Below are 16,678 nucleotides of genomic sequence, written 5' to 3'. Positions count from 1 at the left end.
TTAATTAAGTTGGTTAACGATTTAATGAAGATGGTTATCTTAATGAAGTTGGTTAACTTCTGAGTTTTAGACTGAAAAAGCGAACCGGTAGGTTCGCTTTTTCTCTTCTGGCTAGCTAGTCCAAGAGTTTGACAATGACTCTGCTTGCTTTAACACAAGCTCGACAGCTTCAGCGGCTTTGTCAGGTGGATATTTCCAGCGTTGTAAAGTGCGGCGCACGAGTATTTTTAATCTAGCACGAACACTGTCACGAACTTGCCAGTCAACCGTGGTCGATTTTCTGAGTTTGTCAGTAATTTCGACGGCAATCTTTTTAAGGATCTCATCGCCAAGCTCACGTACTGCGCTTTCGTTGTTGGCTAGAGCATCATAAAACGCGATTTCATCTGGATTTAAGCCCAGCTCAGCCTCGCGCATCATTTCTTCCTGAAACTCTTTCGCCATTTGAATCAGTTCTTCAATCACCTGCGCCGTTTCAATGGCTCGGTTATTGTACTTCCTAAGTGTTTCTTGCAAGCGTTCAGCGAATTTTTTCTCTTGCACCACGTTATTGCGTGTTTTCGCTTTAATGTCGTCCTTAAGTAGTTTTTCAAGTAACTCAACAGCTAAATTGCGCTCTGGCATCTGTCGCACGTCTTCTAAAAACTCATCTGATAGCAAGCCAATATTAGGCTTGTCCAAGCCACAAAGTGCAAACACGTCAGCAACGCCTTCGGCGATCACTGCGTTATCAAGAATCTGTTTCAGTGCCGAGTTCTTTTCTTCCTGAGTACGCTTTTTATCAACGCTGGTAAACTTGCTGATAGCGGCCTTAATGGCTGAGTAAAAGGCAATTTCTTTCCTTAACTCTTTAGCCTCATCCAAAGTACTGCATAATGAGTAAGATTTCGTCGCTGCCAACACTAAGTCTAAGAAACGCTTTTTACCATCCTCTAAGCCGAGCACATAGTTGGCGGCAGGCACCAATAGTTTATGCGCTTCTGTTTCATAGCCCGAAATGTCGAAACCATCAGATTTTGGCGTTTTACCGAACATGCCACGGATAGCATCTATTTTTTCTAAAAGGATTGAAAAAGCTTCTTCTGCATTGAGCGTCGGCTCCCCTTTCCCTTTTGAGTCCGTATAAGTTTTTAGTGCTTGCTTAAGTTCATTAGCTATACCGATGTAATCAACAACTAGACCGCCAGGCTTGTTTTTAAACACGCGGTTAACCCGAGCAATTGCCTGCATCAAGTTATGGCCTTTCATTGGCTTATCTACGTACATGGTGTGACAACATGGCGCATCAAACCCTGTTAACCACATATCCCTTACAATGACTAATTTCAGTGGGTCGTTGAGATCCTTAAAGCGCTTCTCTAAGCGTTTTTTCGTTTTTTTATTATAGATATGGGGTTGCAGAAGTGGCTTATCCGAAGCTGACCCTGTCATAACAATCTTAATAGCCCCTTTTTCAGGATCATCCGAATGCCATTCGGGGCGCTGTGCAACAATCTCATTGTAGAGGTGCGCACAGATATCACGGCTCATGGCAACGATCATGGCTTTTCCATCCATGGTGGCATTGCGTGTCTCAAAGTGCTCGATCAGGTCCACTGCAACCTGGCTTAAGCGAGGAGTCGCACCAACAAGCTTTTCAAGACGGCTCCATTCGCCCTTGGTTTTCTCACGGTTGCTGACGTCCTCTTCGTCCTCGACCACTTCATCTACTTGATCGGACAACTCGGCGATTTCAGCGTGGTTCAAATCAAGCTTTGCCAAGCGTGACTCATAATAAATAGGAACGGTTGCACCATCATCTACTGCATCTTGAATGTCGTAGATGGACACATAACCACCAAATACAGCGCGAGTGTCTTTGTCTTCTTGTGAAATGGGTGTGCCAGTAAAACCAATAAAAGAAGCAAACGGCAGCGCATCGCGCATATGCTTAGCATAACCAAACTTATATTGGCCATCCGCACTTAGTGTCGCTTTGAGACCATACTGGCTACGGTGTGCTTCATCCGAGATAACAACAATATTGTGACGGTCATTGAGAATTGGATGATGTTTCTCGTCGTCAAGCAGCGCAAACTTTTGAACTGTCGTAAAAATGATGCCACCAGACTCTCTTTCAGCTAATAACTGCCTCAATGCATCTCTGTCAGATGCTTGAGCAGGTGTTTGCTTCAAGAGCTCTACTGCATTGCAAAATGTGGCATAGAGCTGGCCATCTAGATCATTGCGGTCGGTAACGACAATCAGTGTTGGGTTATTCATGGCCTTTTGCTGAAGCAACATACCGGCATAGCAACACATTGAAATACTTTTGCCACTACCTTGAGTATGCCAGACCACACCGGCTTTTTTACTACCAGGTATTACTTCATCAGCATATGTTGCCCGTTTTTCACTTACGCCATCCATTTGCTGTGCCGCAATTACCGTGGCCTTTACCGCTTCACGCACTGCATGAAACTGGTGGTAACCAGCAATCTTTTTAATAATGATCTCGCCGTCGGTCTCAAACAAGACGAAAAATCGTATGTAATCCAGCAGCAATTCACGATCAAAGAAGCCCCGCACCATGGTTTCTAGTTGCCACTCCAGTAGCGGTTTATCATCTTCAGTTTTAATGGTGCGCCAAGGCATAAAACGCTCTTGGTTGGCAGTGAGAGAGCCTACCCGAGCGGTGTAACCATCACTAACGACTAACGCCTCATTGAAAACAAACAGATCAGAAATTTCATCTTTATAGGTTTGCAGTTGATTAAAGGCATCCCAAATATCGGCATTTTCATCGCTTGGGCTCTTGAGCTCAAGAACAGCAATAGGCAATCCATTGATAAAACAAATGATATCAGGTCTGCGTGGCTGTTTAGTACCAGTGATCGTGAACTGATTTACAACTGAAAACGTGTTGTTGTTTAGGTTATCGAAATCAATGATAAAAGCATGATCTGCAATTGGTTCACCATCGTCATTTTTGTATTCAACAGGGACTCCTTCCAATAACAACCGATGAAATGCGCGGTTATTGGTGATTAAATCCAAGCTTTCAGGCTTTAAAACAATGGCTTTAAACTGCTCGAAGCAATGATCTATCTGTGCCGCTGGTAGGTGCTTATTGATCGTTTTAAATGCCGATCGAAGTTGCTCACCCAATACCACTTGCGCGTAGTCATTTCGTAGTGGGCTCTCGCTATCTGGCGCAATATCAGGGCCATGCAAAACATCCCAGCCACCTTCATGGAACCAGTCTAAGCAGAGGTTTTCTAGTTGTTCTTCGTTCATTGGTCACTCCCTCCACCAACAACTTCCAAAATATTCTCGACGATGGTATCTCTCGCATTAACGGGGTAACCATACTTACGCAATAACACGCGGGTGGCATTTTTCATTTCCGCTTGCACCGTGTCGCGGGCTTGCCAATCCACAACCATGGATTTTGAAAGGTATTTATTCAGCTCATCCGCAATCAACTGAATACGGTTAGGCTCCACTTCTTGGCTTTCAGGTGTGGACTTCAGTAATTCGAGGATAGAGCCAGCATTTTGACCCTGTGGTAATGCCGGTTGCGCAGGTTGTGACGTGTCTTCAGTTGCAAATTCTTGCACGGGCTCAGCGTGCTGTTTCTGCAAGGCCTTATCACGCTCAATCTCTGCCATAAAAATATTGCAATAATCAGCCGCACCAATTAAATCGGGGAACAAGCTAGCATGGTGAACATTCATGCGCCTTAGATGCTTCAAGCACTCTTGCTGCTCTTCGTTTTTGATGTACACCTTGCAGATATATTTAGCGAGAATGCCTGGTTGCTCTCCTTCAGCCGCTGTTTTTAGTTCGTCATCTGGAAAGTCTTCATCGGTTAACACTTCGGTTAACTTGTTTTCAATCGTGGCGTCATAAGGCGAAAAGGTAAAAAGCCCGGCTTGGCTAACCAAGCGGCCGTGATCGTCTTTTTTCGGCTCAAATACACGAATATCCGGGCAAAGTTCATCATCTGATATAAAGCTTTTATTTAGGATATAAACGGCACGATAAGGATTGTCTTTTTCGTCTTGCTGGTCTTCTTTGGCAAAAGCAAAAAATAACGCAACATAGGGCGAGTAGGTCCAATCCAATAGCGGAGTCATCAAACCATGATGTTGGCCGATTGACCAAAGCTCGTCGTGCTCACGTTCGTCTTCATCATCAAGCAACGAGTGGTCAGAAATTCTGCCGCGTATGGCCTTGCGAAACATCTCCAGCTGGCGTTTGGCAATGTCTTCGGTAACAATGCCGTTTTGAGTAACCCGCGCGAGCGTTGGCGTCATTTCCCAATCAAAACGTCGATGTCCACGAAAAATACATTGAGTATCAACACGATTAAAAAACGGGCTTTCCAGCACAGAGGAAAAGTCGCGCCAATGCTCTAAACGTGTAACCGGAATACGGCCACTAAATGCGTCAGAGGTAATCTCAAAACTGTACTCTGGATTTTCACTATTCCAGAGGGGTATTTTATCCCAATAAGAAGTTGAAGTTGTCATGCAACAACCTCACTCGTTAAATTGATTTCGCCGGAAAGCAATTTAGGAAGTAGCGTATCGCGCAAGGCAGCAAGAGTTCGATTCTCACTACCGTGGCTCTTAATCATCTGCATATTTGGAGCAACAAACTCATCAAACTTTTCCAAGATTGAAATCGGAGGGAGAGCAAACGGCATTGTTTCGACTGTTTTGGCTTGTGCTCTTTGACGCCCACTTGTACCAGTCATACTTTGAATAGCAAACTTTCTAAAAGGTTCAAATCGAGCCATGTAATAACTGAAATACTTATAGCTATCTAACTTCGATCTCATCACGATATATTCAGTAGAACCCCAGCCAACTTGTTCATCTTCAAGGAAATCAACATATGCACTTTTACCATTTTCTAAACATGGTGTGATACGTGCCAACAGTGAGTCACCGTTCATGAATTTTGTTCCGCTTCCCATTTCACGGTCATAAATATCTAACGCAAGATGACCAGAAGTTGGCATATTTTTCATATCCAAATAAGGTGCAATTGTGCCTTTTTTAAGAATTCTCTTTGGATTGAAGTCCATCAAGTCAGATAGAGCACCAACCTCCCAACCTTCAGGAATCAAACCCAACTCAGACTCAACGAGCTTTTCTGGGAATAGCGAGGCAGTGGCATCATCCATACCCTCTGGTAGCTCGCCATTCATCTTGGCTTTGACTGGATCAAAATCGACAAACCAGCTTTTGAAGAGCGCTTGTGCGATTTGTTCTAGGGTTTGATTGGTTTGGGTGTTGTTTTCAATTTTTTCTTCTAACGCAATTAACTTCTTACCAATATCTATTTGAATATCTTTAGGTGGCTTTCTGAACGCAAAAGATAAAATTTTTGTAGGCGAAGAATGTTTAACTGTTGATCCCGTTGCTGTACTAACAACATGATGCCGGTATTCTTTACTACGAAGTAAGAAATATAGATAAGTTTTATCTAACTCATCATTTTTGAATTCTACTAGCCCAACGCGTTGATTATGCAACAATCGACATTTGCCTATTTTCGGTACTAACGCTGAATACCCTAGCGTGTCAGCTTGCTTACTTAGATCCGTCATCGTAACGATCAGCTCCCCTTCACTAAGGACGTAATCTTCTGGCACAGGACCTTTGTAAAATTTAAATTTATCTGACTTGAAGCCACCGCCTATAGCAAAATTGCCAGGAGTCACCAATAAATCAGTTGTGCGTTCAACCTTGAAAAACTCACCTTTAAATGCAAATCCATGTTTTACATTGATAAAATCTGACAAAGAATGCAATGGCCAATTAGAACTCATAACCAATCCCCGCTAGATTTTCCTTAATCGCCTTCTCTCTTCGGTCAGATTCTTCAAACTGAGATTTTAATTGCGCGGTTAATCGCTGCATTTTTTCAGGGAAAGGCTCACTATCTTCCTCTGCATCGGCTGCACCGACATAGCGGCCGGGCGTTAATAAATAATCATGCTTTTGCATGTCTTCAAGTTTGGCGCTGAAGCAAAAGCCTTTTTCGTCCTGATAGTCAGTACCAGATTGCCAAGCGTGAAAAACATTGGCAATTTTAGCAATATCATCGCTGGTAAAGTCGCGCAGTACGCGGTCTTTCATAAAACCGAGGTTACGCGCATCAATAAACAGAGTTTCACCCCGACGATCACGCTTACCATTCCCGCCTTTTTTGTATTTGGTTAAAAACCAAATACAGGCTGGAATTTGCGTGTTGGTGAATAGCTGCCCTGGTAAAGCAACCATACATTCGACTTTATCATCCTCAATCAACGCTTTGCGGATTTCACCTTCGTTGTTGGTATTCGAGCTCATGGAACCATTAGCTAATAGAAGACCCATGGACCCAGTTTCTTTTAGTTGGTACAGCATATGCTGTATCCAGCCATAGTTGGCATTGCCTTGCGGCGGTGTGCCATATTTCCAGCGGATATCGCCCTCTAATTTGGCGTGCCACCAATCTTTGATATTAAACGGCGGATTAGCCATCACGTAGTCCATTCGTATATCTTGATGCAAGGGCTCAAGGAAAGTATCAGCATTCTTTTTGCCAAAGTTAAAATCGATACCACGAATAGCCATGTTCATGGCGGCCAACTTCCAAGTAGTCGGGTTGCTCTCTTGTCCATAAACGGAGATATGTTTGCGCTGTTCGCTAGCGTTGTAATGTTTATCCGCCGCATGAGCTTCAATAAACTTGTCGTTACTAACAAAGAAGCCACCCGCGCCCATTGCAGGGTCATAAACTCGGCCTTGATAAGGCTGTAGCATTTCAACGATCAGGGTAACGATACTTTTGGGCGTATAATATTGGCCGCCTTGTTTGCCTTCGGCTAACGCAAATTGCCCTAGAAAGTACTCATAAACATGACCCAAAATGTCTTTACTGTGTAGATCGAGCTTTTCGCCGTTGTATTCAGGGTTGCGGAAGCTGGTATCAGAGAACTTATTAATGAGTTCAGTCAGGTTGTGATTGTCTACCTCATAACGACTGATGCGAGGCAGAACCCCTTTTAGCTTGGGGTTGGCAAGCTTGTCGTCGATTTTATAGGTTTCGATGGCTTCTAAGGCATTGTCGATTAACTTGGATATAGAGGTAAGCTTGAATGTTTCTCCATTCTCTAACTCAATGTCATCACCTATGGATCTTGCTGCGGTGCTTTTAAGAAACTCCCAGCGTGACTGTTTTGGCACCCAGAAAACGTTTTTCTCTTGGTAGTATTCGTGCAGCTCTAATTCCGCATTAACTGCATCGTTGTATTCTTCATCAGAGTCGTAATCTTCACGAGGCATGAAGTAAATATTGTCGTCGCTATCGTCCTGAGTGAACAAGTGACGTAACTCTTGTTGGCGCTCTTCAAATGCGTCTGACACATACTTTAAGAAGATGATACCAAGCACAACGTGTTTGTAGTTGGCGGCATCAAGGTTATTACGCAATTTATCAGCTGCTGACCAAAGTTTAATGTCTAGTTCTTTTAAAAATTGCTGTTCTGCATTATTCATGTGTGGTCTCGTTATTAATTCTCAAAAAATTCTTCGTCTATTTTCTTCAGGTGCAATACCTGCTCGTCTCGACTGCCGATGTTGTATCGCAGCATGAGCTTGGCTAATTCAGTGCCATTGATAAGTACAATGCGAGTACCTAAGTTTTGTGCTGTCTCGATAGCTGATGTGGTGAAATCTGAGGTAGTAATAAAAATACCTTTCTGCGCTTTTTTAAGATTTAGCGCTCCAAAGAAGTCTCGGATGTCACCAGCACTTACGTTATTGCCCTCGGCATAACGTTTGGCTTGGATATAGATTTGATCAACTCCTAATGGATCTTGGTCAATAACACCATCAACACCATTGTCGCCAGTTTTACCTAATGCATGGGCTGCACCTTCTCCGCTACCGCCGTAGCCCATGGCTAGGAGCAGCTCAATTAGTAGGGTTTCAAAGAAGGCGGGAGTGACCTTGCGCGTGCGCTCCAGCATCTCTTCAGAAAGCGCGTCGTTAATCTTTTTGTAGGCCGCCCGTAATGCTTCATCGGGGGTGACGTCTTCATCGGTATCATGCTCTGTTTTAACAGGAGTCTTTGAGCTTTCGTTTGATTCACTGTTCTTTTGCTCTTTGAAAGCGATGAACTCATCAAACTGCGTCAGGTAGCTGTTATCGATTTCTGAATCGGTCTCTTTAAGGGCTTGAATACCGCGCTCTGTGATCACAAAGTGAGCTCTGCGAGTTACCTCAAGAAGGCCTGCTTTGGTTAGGTAAGTTCTTGCCCAACCAACTCGGTTGTCCAAGATGGGCTGTCTACCACTGGGGAGCTTTTCTTCCCGTTCTTCTTCTGAAAGTGCGAACTTGTCTGCTATCTGGTTAATCACATCACGCAGACGCACTTCGCCATTGGCGGCGTGGGCAACTTCTAAGAAGGGACGCATAAATTGTTGATAGTTGGGGATCAAAGACATTCCTTATCGTTTCTTCTCGCCAGCTTGAGGGCTAGCTTTCTGCTCTTCAATCCATGCTTCTAAATCGACCCGTGTACAACGCCAACTTCCACCAACTTTAAACATCGGAAGTTCTCCCTTGCTTGCGAGTCTGTAAGCTGTTTTTTCATTCAGTTTGAGGTACGAAGCCACCTCCTGAATGGTTAAAATTTTGTCAGTCATTAAATTTTTTCTCTCATAGAACAAAACGAGAGTATGAGAAAATTGCGGAAACCTCAATGACATTTTAGTAATAACTTCAATAGTATGCAGCCAGATCAAAAATGAGATTGTTAGGAAGGTCAAAGGCTTAGAAATTGTGGCAAAAAAGAGTGTTTTTAAGGCGGTGGCAGAAACCTTCATTAGTGACATTAATTGAATTTTCTAAATAATATATTCTTTAATTATATCATACGGTTAGGTGTTTTTATAGACTGCCGTTTTCTGTTCTTTGATGGTATAAAGCCGTTTTTAGTGAACAGGAATTAGTCAATGTGCAAGCCCTCTCCACAAGTTGCTTTTAGCCTCTCAAAAGACTCGTACCCAATCGCTCATGTCGGTTATCTGAGTGCCTCGATTAGAGGCTTTGCCTTAGCCACTGGAAAAGAGAGAAATAGCTTTCTAGAAACTGGCTCTTGGACGGTTTCAGAAAGTCGATGAGAGTCAAAGTTACCAAGGCAAGCCAGATTATTCACGACTGGCTTAACGAACTAGCGAAAGGCAATTATGAGGCCATCATCAAGGTGTGGAGTGGTCCGAAGGGTACTCGCAGGCATTTTTTGCGTGGTGTTAAAACGAGAATAAACCACCACTTCCTGTCTGATGGTGAATACCGTTCAGGCGTTCGCTTTGAAGCATTGCCGTCAACGCTTGATTATTTCGAGCAGTTTCCGTTGTGGAACCTGGAAAGGGCTATCCGCATCGCCTCCGAAATGGGCATTCGCTATCCGACCGATAAGGATGGTGAAGCCTATGTGCTGTCCACCGATTTAGTGGTCAGGCAATACGATCCGCAAAGCAAGCAGATCATCAAAGTTGCCAAGTCCTATAAGCCGATGAGCTCACTGGACTTTGAGTCGAGGCATCCGGTATCTCTGAATCGAACGTTCGAAAAGCTGGAACTGGAGCGCAGGTACCATGAGGAAGAAGGAACCCGATTTGAGCTCATCACTGATGCTCATGTTTCCAAAGATAGATTAGACATCCACCCTGCTTACGGTCTTACAAGGGCCAAGTCGGAGAGGTCTTTGCGGGTGTAAAAGTCCCAGATAATTAGACATCCACCCAAACTAGCCAAATGCCAGTAATAATCTAAACTATCAATAGTGTTTTTTTGGAGTTATTGCCATGCCTCGGTCAAGACAGTCGCAAGTGAGCTTATCGGATACGCCTTACTATCATTGTGTTTCCCGCTGTGTTCGGCGGGCTTTTTTATGTGGCGAAGACAAGCAAAGTGGTAAAAGCTATGAGCACCGTCGCCAGTGGGTGGAAGACTATTTGCTGCAACTTACTGCGGTTTTTGCCATTGATGTCTGTGCTTATGCTGTTATGAGTAATCACACTCATGTGGTATTGCACATCGATAAGGCCAAAGCCGAAGCCTGGTCCATGGATGAAGTCTTAGAGCGCTGGCATATTTTGCACCAAGGCACCTTACTGACTCAAATGTATCTCAATTCTGAGTTACGTCCAAAGTTAAGTGAGGTGCAACTACAGGCCATTCACGCCACCGCCGAAGTGTATCGGACTCGACTCTTTGATTTAAGCTGGTTTATGCGCCATTTAAATGAACATATTGCTCGAGCCGCCAATAAAGAAGACCAATGCACTGGGCGCTTTTGGGAAGGCCGTTTTAAATCACAAGCCTTACTCGATGAAGCAGCACTTGCCGCCTGTATGGCCTATGTGGATTTAAACCCGGTTCGCTCAAATATGGCAAGTACGCCTGAAACCTCGGACCACACCAGTATCAAACAGCGCATTCAGCAAGCCAAACAAGGTCAGCAACCCAAGCCGCTAATGCCTTTTGTCGGTAACCCCAGAGAAACCATGCCTAAAGGCTTGCCTTTCGAGTTACAAGACTACCTGCAACTGGTGGAACTTACCTGTCGAGTTATCAGAGAAGATAAACGTGGTTATATCGATGATGCACAAGCGCCCATTTTACAGCGCTTACAAATCGATGAAGAAAGCTGGTTAGCCTTAAGCACGGGTTTAGAGCATCACTTCGCCAGTGTGGTTGGGGCTGGTCACTCGCTAGAACGTTACAAACACCAGCATAAGCAACAGCGAATTAAAGGCATGGCAGCAGCTAAACGCTGGCTTGATGCTGGGTAAGTAATTTATAGTCTGATTTTTTGTCGACTGAGTAGGTATTTAGCATATCTCGAATCACTACGTTTTTCGCCCTCATGAATCGCTTCGCATTGACTAAAGCTTTGATTAACGCCCCAGTATGTAAGGTGTTTAAGAACAAGTTGGCTCTTCAAAGTTGATTTGAGTTGATGACATCGACTGATGCTCATTGGATAGTTAGTATGGCTGTCTAAATATTTAGTAGTCGCGAGGTATTAATGAACGTTTACTTATTATCTCGCTCATTAATGTTTGTTGAAAGTGTTTCCACTACATTCGGTGAAGAGCCGAATACAAACAAGTGATTTGCAATTCCTCCTTTCCACAAAGGCTGAATTCTTTTATGTTGATGTTTTTGTTATTTTTAGAAATAGGCCGCTGATGTAGTTTAATAAAGGTGATAATCTATTTTATCAATTGTATGATAAGAAGAATACAATGTTTAAATAAAGAATTTTTCTTCTTATAAGCTGTTATGTAACTAATTAAATTTTGGAAAAAATGAAAGCTGTAATTCCTGCAAGCGAAAGAGTTTTTAGATTGTATCAAGCGCATTGTGTCAACCCAAGTTTGGACACACTATTCAACCTGTTAAATGCAGTTCATAGTCTCAATGACAAATTGGGGAAGGCAAAGTTGGGCAGCCTTTATGATATACAGGAGTTCATCGCGTTAAAAGCGCTTAGAAACCTTTTCCACCATCAAGAAGAATTGGTGAATGAATTACGTATTATTCCCGTTCAAGAACTTCCTCCAATTACAACTGATCTGCTTTATTTATGCCTAGTCCCAACCAACCTTGTAGAAGAAGCAATTTCAACTATTCCTAGCAAGTACCGTTTTGATGAAGAAATCGTAATTAAGTCTGTTTTAGGTTGGTATGGTGACGTCGTAAACGTTAATCCATGTATGTTTAATTTCATGGTTAAAGTTTATGAGTACTTGGAAAACAAAGGTGTTGAGCTCTCTGGGGATGAGTATTTGGATTTTGCTAGTTCCTATGAATTTGAAGTTGAAAATGGACACTCTCATTATGTTACTGGAGCAATTAGTTGTCATGCAGGTAGCGTAGAAGAAGTTCTTGAAAAGGCTTTCGCATCAGTTATATAACAAATAAGAATAGGTGTCGCGTAGCCGCCACCTTATTCGGGTGTTGAACAAGCCCGATGCTCCCTTCTATAGTAAATAACGGTATTGATGTTGGCGGGGCCAAGGCCTTGTTACTTTTTACAAGGCGAGTTTGGCTAAGACTGGGTGAATGGCGTTAAGCCTTTACCTGTCATACATGATGCTAAGCTGTTATTTTTTTTATGTATTCATCCTCATGTTAAGCCCTGCCATTCTCCTTATCCTGTTCGCCTTTCGGCTAGCTCGTTCGACTCACGCCTGTGCAGTGCATGGGGTGCTGGCAGCAAGGGCATGGCCGGGTCGCGCTGTGCTTGTCGGTTTGGAGCGCGGCGAGGTTCACGCGTTGCGGCACTCGCAGGAGTAACTGAATGCGCCGCAATATGTGTTTGGCGTTGCCCCGTAAAAAACCATAATCTCTCACCCGCTGTAATCCCTTGGGCAATACATGCGCCAAGATAAGCCTTAAGAACCTTAAGGTAGGCAAGGTGCGGATTTTGGTGGTGTGGCTTTGGCTATCTAGATACCTAAAACTCACTTGGTCGTTATTGGTACTGATGATGTCGTTATCGGATAAGATCCCGCGATACAAGTAGCGAGATAAGTACTGTAGCGCGGGCAGCCCAAAACCTACGTTGCGACAATCGACCACCCATTTGGTGGGGATATGCGGGGGCAACTTGATGTTTGGGTGTTGATTGAGCGCATCTAGCATTCTCCCTCGCCATACCTTGGCCAGCGCAAAGGCGTTAAACAAGTACTTCTTGTTGCAGTGATGCCACTGCTGCTTCGCACGGTGATAGCGCCCACCGGCCACCAATACATGTAAGTGGGGATGCAGGTTACGCTGGCGGCTATGGGTATGCAGTACGGCGGTAAACCCTAATTCCCCCTGGTTCTGGCGTTTGGCAAAGTCCTTTAACAGGCTTGATACCACCTTGAACATGATTTGGTATAAGGCTTTAGGCTGCACTCGGGCTAAAGCCCTTAGCTCATGAGGCAGGGTGAAGGTCACCATAAAGTAAGTCGTGGGTAGCAGCTTGTGTTGTTGGCGAGTTAACCAGCCAGTGGTGCAATGGTGTTGGCACTGGGGGCAATGCCTATGGCCGCAAGACAGCGTCAATTGGTCTTGATGCGGGCAATGTTCACACTGCCAAAGGCTGTGACCTTGTTGCTCAGTTTTACAACGCAGCATGGCATACATTGCCCGTTTAGCATCCGCCCTTAAAAGCGGTGCAAGCTCGGCCTCATGTTGGTGAAGTAAATCAATAAAGGTGCTCATGGTTACGGCCACATGAGTGTGAGAGAGTCAGTGAGTTTATTCACTGCCTTTACGGCATCTAATTGCTTCACTTGGGTCAACTGGGTATAACGTGCAGTGGTATTTAAACTGGCGTGTCCCAGCAAGTGTTGCAAGGAGCGTAAATCCAAGCCTTGTTCAAGCAGATGGGTGGCATAACAATGGCGCAGCGAATGCGGGCTAATAGGTTTATGAATACCGCAATCGCGCAATACCCGCTTCAAGGCTTTTTGTACGCCGCCTTTATCCATAGGCACATCCACCTGTTTACCTTGGCGTGGAAACAGCAGACGAGCATGGCGATGGCTTTGCCAATGGTGACGTAAAACCTGAAGGGTGCGACGCGGCATGGGCACGAAGCGGTCTTTGCCGCCTTTAGCATCCCGCACATGGATTTGCATGGCCTGACTATCAATATCATGAATGCTTAAGTGTAAGCCCTCGCTCAAGCGCAGCCCCATGGAATACAACACCAAGAAGAAGACTTGATAGCGGGGTTGCGACGTCATGCTAATCACGAAGCCGACTTGCGCAGGGCTTAAGATATCGGGTAAGCGCTTCACTTGAGGAGGCTTCACAATGTTTAACCACTGCCATTGTTTCTCGAGGGTGTAGCGATAAAAAAATTGCAAGCCATTGCGGTCTAGCTTCACGGTGCTCCAAGAATGGCTGCTAATGAGTTGAGCAAAATAGGCCTTTAAATCAGCGGTGCTTAAGGTATCGGGGGAGCGGTCAAAGTGGGCAGAAATCCGACGTACCGCACGCGAGTACGCATCAATGGTGGCTGGTCGTTTCCCTTGTAAGGTTAAATTGGTAAGGTGTTGTTTATATAAAACATGATAACGATGTTGTTGGGTAGGGTTCATGCTGCATACTCCGGTTCATCACGACCGATTGGCCGTGTCACATTGAGTATGAGATATCAGGTGCTATGCACTCTGCCGCAGAGCGGCTTCGTTCAACAAGCTGTTTAAGAGTGATTCGCAACGCTTGGCATTTTTGCTTTGCATTGTGTTTAGTGATTAAGGCGTCTGCGGCAGCTTCTGCATTGCGTTGCTCACACCTTAACAGGGCATTACAGCTAGAGAGGCACAATGGAAGTAGCTGGATTTGAAATAGAAAATAAGAGTGGGTTTTGGTCTGCGCTAATTGGCTTAATTGCGAGCCTTGTTATGGCAATGGGAAACGATGGTCTTCTTGGAGGTATTGCCGACGCAACATCTGAATGGGGTGATGTCAAAAGCGCTGTTGTAACCCTTCATTCCTATGATGTAAATAGCGTTGGGGATAACAGTTATAGTGTACTCAGACCTTCTGATGAAGGCTTTAATAAACTGTCGGAAGTGCTTTCCACTAAAGTACCTTGGCTAAGGTACTCTAAGCCTGATTTAATTGTTATGAATACGGTGGCAACTTTTGGAGGATCTCCCAAAAAGGTTGTACATGCTAGGGCTAAGGGACAGAGTCAAGTTAAAGCCATTGCAGATTTTTACATAGTAGATGATTGGATTACTCAAAGTAAATCTAAAGACTATCTATATAAAGGTCTATTTCTGCTCATAGTCTCTTTTGGCATAGGAATTTCACAATTTGTTAGACCGATATAGCAGGTATAGCAAGCTTCTTTCCAACTACAAGTTAAGGATTTAAACACCTGTTGTTTGAGCTCCTAGAAAATGTCTAGGATTCTCAGGCCTTACCAGATATTGGTAAGACGACCACTTCAGAGCGAGATATTGACTACAAAGCTATCTCTCTGAGTGCCGTAGGATACTATCCTCTCGCACAAAACCATGAGCTTTATCTCTCTGCCGGAATCAATGCCAATGAAGTAAAAATGGACCCTAAATCGGGCCCATCTACCGATAAGGATGGTATTGGTTATACCGTGCAGGCTGGTTGGCAATATCATTTCAATCAGAGAACAGCGATGCATGTTGGCATACAGCGCTTGGGACTTAAGGATGTTGACATCAATACCGCCAATATCGGCTTAAGCGTGTCATTTTAAGTCATTCTGTTTTAGTTAACCCAAATTGGACACTTTCAGTTGCAATAAAAGGGGCAGAGTAACTATAAATATCTGCACCCTTTAGCGCCTTGCTCTCTTAACTAAAAATGAAAAGAGAAGACGAAGATAACTAGACAGCCACCCCAACTACAGATTTGAGTTGATAACATCGACTGATGCTTATTCGATAGTTAGCATGGCTGTCTAAACTAGAATATCGGATGATTAGACCCGATTGCTCTTTGGAAAACAGCGGAAACGGGTCGTTAAAAAATATCGGCAGTTTGTCTATGAGGGAAGTGAGAAAGCCGCTTTATTCATGGATCCCCTTATAAATCTTCCAACCCTGCTGAATATCTCAAATTCTCTAGATATATTGATTATAGTGAATGATGGATGGTGGGGATGTAAGCATGACGTATTGGCTCCTCTTCCCTTATATTAAGACTTGCATCTTATGGTGTGTCTCTAGTTCGGCTAAACCTCGTTTAATGCAGAAGATTGAGACTTTCACCGGGATCATTATGTCTGGTTTTTTATGTCTGTCTTCATCATGTTGAAGGAGTAACATATGGAAGATTTAGAACGTCAAGAACATCTTCAAGCAGTAACAAAGAGGTTAGTATCTTTCACTGGGTTAATTTTGCTTATATTAGCGATTGGCTTGTATGGATTACATGATGATAAGAGGTCATACCTAGTCACATTAGTGTTTGCCTCTGGGCTGTTAGGCGGCTTTGTGAGCATTCAACAGCGACTACCGAAAATAAAATTGCAAGAGTTAAAGACATTATCAACCTCTTGGGTATCTATAACACTGATCCCGATAAATGGTGGAATATTTGCGTTAGTTCTTATGCTGATGTTTATCGGTAATATAATTCAAGGTGAATTATTCCCAGAATATCCGAACAAATTCAATATTTCTAACGCAAATGATTTTTACCAATGGATATCTTTGACTTACCCCAAAACAGGTGAAGATATAGCCAAATTGTTTTTCTGGTCATTTGTCGCAGGCTTTAGTGAAAGATTTGTCCCACAGATAATACGCAAAACAAGCGAAAACAAAACGTAGGCAATTCAACGAGCCCAAGATATTGCTGCTTGGAATAAAAGGAGGGAGGGCCTGATGTTCCTCGAATATACTCATGCTTTTTCAGTCCCGTATTTAGCTGGGCTCGTGTAGAGTATCTTTAGCGTATCTTTAGCGTATCTAAGGCTTTAGGCTAGTGAGCGTTGTTTAATCTGAGTCTTGTATCTTGGTCGTTTATTGAGCAAGTTATAGGGGGTATAGAGAACGTTGCGATGCTCAATTGAATTAGCCAGATAACGATAGTGTTTGCCCGCAGCTTTCAACGCTAGACCAGTGAAGTATAAGATG

Annotated in this window: 14 protein-coding genes; 6 read left to right on the top strand and 8 right to left on the bottom strand. The window is 43.8% G+C overall.

The features are described from left to right. Positions 1-111: 111 nt before the first annotated feature. The 6 genes from ACRRSX_RS17935 to ACRRSX_RS17910 are packed head-to-tail and all read right to left on the bottom strand — an operon-like array spanning position 112 to position 8,686. A complete protein-coding gene (locus tag ACRRSX_RS17935) occupies positions 112-3,276 on the bottom strand; it encodes a type I restriction endonuclease subunit R (protein ID WP_432451853.1) in 3,165 nt (1,054 codons plus the stop codon). Next, a complete protein-coding gene (locus ACRRSX_RS17930) occupies positions 3,273-4,514 on the bottom strand; it encodes an FRG domain-containing protein (protein WP_408674225.1) in 1,242 nt (413 codons plus the stop codon). The genes ACRRSX_RS17935 and ACRRSX_RS17930 overlap by 4 nt, the downstream gene beginning before the upstream one ends. Next, positions 4,511-5,821, bottom strand: coding sequence for a restriction endonuclease subunit S (locus tag ACRRSX_RS17925; protein WP_432451854.1), 1,311 nt, complete (start codon positions 5,819-5,821; stop codon positions 4,511-4,513). The genes ACRRSX_RS17930 and ACRRSX_RS17925 overlap by 4 nt, the downstream gene beginning before the upstream one ends. After that, complete coding sequence (locus tag ACRRSX_RS17920) at positions 5,811-7,535, bottom strand: N-6 DNA methylase (RefSeq protein WP_432451855.1); 1,725 nt, start codon at positions 7,533-7,535, stop codon at positions 5,811-5,813. The genes ACRRSX_RS17925 and ACRRSX_RS17920 overlap by 11 nt, the downstream gene beginning before the upstream one ends. Positions 7,536-7,549: 14 nt before the next feature. After that, on the bottom strand, positions 7,550-8,485 hold the full coding sequence (locus tag ACRRSX_RS17915) for a restriction endonuclease (protein ID WP_432451856.1): 936 nt from the start codon (positions 8,483-8,485) through the stop codon (positions 7,550-7,552). A 3-nt stretch (positions 8,486-8,488) separates the two neighbouring features. Then, positions 8,489-8,686 (bottom strand): helix-turn-helix domain-containing protein, encoded by a 198-nt coding sequence (locus tag ACRRSX_RS17910; RefSeq protein WP_432456143.1) that lies wholly within the window; start codon positions 8,684-8,686, stop codon positions 8,489-8,491. A gap of 473 nt (positions 8,687-9,159) precedes the next feature. Between ACRRSX_RS17910 and ACRRSX_RS17905 the strand changes: the two genes are divergently transcribed. The 3 genes from ACRRSX_RS17905 to ACRRSX_RS17895 all read left to right on the top strand — a co-directional run bounded on the left by ACRRSX_RS17905 (position 9,160) and on the right by ACRRSX_RS17895 (position 11,968). Continuing rightward, positions 9,160-9,762: a TnsA endonuclease N-terminal domain-containing protein gene (locus ACRRSX_RS17905; RefSeq protein WP_432451857.1), complete on the top strand. Its 603-nt coding sequence runs from the start codon at positions 9,160-9,162 to the stop codon at positions 9,760-9,762. Between the two features lie 88 nt (positions 9,763-9,850). Continuing rightward, positions 9,851-10,840: a transposase gene (locus ACRRSX_RS17900; RefSeq protein WP_432451858.1), complete on the top strand. Its 990-nt coding sequence runs from the start codon at positions 9,851-9,853 to the stop codon at positions 10,838-10,840. A 519-nt stretch (positions 10,841-11,359) separates the two neighbouring features. After that, a complete protein-coding gene (locus ACRRSX_RS17895) occupies positions 11,360-11,968 on the top strand; it encodes a hypothetical protein (protein ID WP_432451859.1) in 609 nt (202 codons plus the stop codon). A 256-nt stretch (positions 11,969-12,224) separates the two neighbouring features. Here the strand turns inward: ACRRSX_RS17895 and ACRRSX_RS17890 are convergent, their stop codons facing one another. Continuing rightward, on the bottom strand, positions 12,225-13,265 hold the full coding sequence (locus tag ACRRSX_RS17890; protein WP_432451860.1) for an IS91 family transposase: 1,041 nt from the start codon (positions 13,263-13,265) through the stop codon (positions 12,225-12,227). Between the two features lie 2 nt (positions 13,266-13,267). Beyond that, positions 13,268-14,149, bottom strand: a complete 882-nt coding sequence (locus ACRRSX_RS17885; RefSeq protein WP_432451861.1) for a site-specific integrase — start codon at positions 14,147-14,149, stop codon at positions 13,268-13,270. Between the two features lie 228 nt (positions 14,150-14,377). On the opposite strand from ACRRSX_RS17885, the gene ACRRSX_RS17880 reads away from it, so the two are divergent. The 3 genes from ACRRSX_RS17880 to ACRRSX_RS17870 all read left to right on the top strand — a co-directional run bounded on the left by ACRRSX_RS17880 (position 14,378) and on the right by ACRRSX_RS17870 (position 16,372). Next, on the top strand, positions 14,378-14,890 hold the full coding sequence (locus tag ACRRSX_RS17880; RefSeq protein WP_432451862.1) for a hypothetical protein: 513 nt from the start codon (positions 14,378-14,380) through the stop codon (positions 14,888-14,890). 98 nt (positions 14,891-14,988) lie between these two features. Further along, positions 14,989-15,294: an outer membrane beta-barrel protein gene (locus tag ACRRSX_RS17875; protein WP_432469378.1), complete on the top strand. Its 306-nt coding sequence runs from the start codon at positions 14,989-14,991 to the stop codon at positions 15,292-15,294. Between the two features lie 571 nt (positions 15,295-15,865). After that, a complete protein-coding gene (locus ACRRSX_RS17870) occupies positions 15,866-16,372 on the top strand; it encodes a hypothetical protein (RefSeq protein WP_432451863.1) in 507 nt (168 codons plus the stop codon). Positions 16,373-16,678: the final 306 nt, after the last annotated feature.

The sequence above is a fragment of the Agarivorans sp. QJM3NY_30 genome, from assembly GCF_050870855.2.
Classification (GTDB): Bacteria; Pseudomonadota; Gammaproteobacteria; order Enterobacterales; family Celerinatantimonadaceae; genus Agarivorans.
This window is presented reverse-complemented; position numbering and strand designations above follow the sequence as displayed.

What these genes read in the sequence shown, in the direction of transcription:
- ACRRSX_RS17880 (WP_432451862.1), top strand. Translation starts at nt 14,378, where the DNA reads ATGGAAGTAGCTGGATTTGAAATAGAAAATAAGAGTGGGTTTTGGTCT.
- ACRRSX_RS17870 (WP_432451863.1), top strand. Translation starts at nt 15,866, where the DNA reads ATGGAAGATTTAGAACGTCAAGAACATCTTCAAGCAGTAACAAAGAGG.
- ACRRSX_RS17920 (WP_432451855.1), bottom strand. Translation starts at nt 7,535, where the DNA reads ATGAATAATGCAGAACAGCAATTTTTAAAAGAACTAGACATTAAACTT.
- ACRRSX_RS17910 (WP_432456143.1), bottom strand. Translation starts at nt 8,686, where the DNA reads ATGACTGACAAAATTTTAACCATTCAGGAGGTGGCTTCGTACCTCAAA.
- ACRRSX_RS17905 (WP_432451857.1), top strand. Translation starts at nt 9,160, where the DNA reads ATGAGAGTCAAAGTTACCAAGGCAAGCCAGATTATTCACGACTGGCTT.
- ACRRSX_RS17900 (WP_432451858.1), top strand. Translation starts at nt 9,851, where the DNA reads ATGCCTCGGTCAAGACAGTCGCAAGTGAGCTTATCGGATACGCCTTAC.
- ACRRSX_RS17915 (WP_432451856.1), bottom strand. Translation starts at nt 8,485, where the DNA reads ATGTCTTTGATCCCCAACTATCAACAATTTATGCGTCCCTTCTTAGAA.
- ACRRSX_RS17935 (WP_432451853.1), bottom strand. Translation starts at nt 3,276, where the DNA reads ATGAACGAAGAACAACTAGAAAACCTCTGCTTAGACTGGTTCCATGAA.
- ACRRSX_RS17925 (WP_432451854.1), bottom strand. Translation starts at nt 5,821, where the DNA reads ATGAGTTCTAATTGGCCATTGCATTCTTTGTCAGATTTTATCAATGTA.
- ACRRSX_RS17890 (WP_432451860.1), bottom strand. Translation starts at nt 13,265, where the DNA reads ATGAGCACCTTTATTGATTTACTTCACCAACATGAGGCCGAGCTTGCA.
- ACRRSX_RS17930 (WP_408674225.1), bottom strand. Translation starts at nt 4,514, where the DNA reads ATGACAACTTCAACTTCTTATTGGGATAAAATACCCCTCTGGAATAGT.
- ACRRSX_RS17895 (WP_432451859.1), top strand. Translation starts at nt 11,360, where the DNA reads ATGAAAGCTGTAATTCCTGCAAGCGAAAGAGTTTTTAGATTGTATCAA.
- ACRRSX_RS17885 (WP_432451861.1), bottom strand. Translation starts at nt 14,149, where the DNA reads ATGAACCCTACCCAACAACATCGTTATCATGTTTTATATAAACAACAC.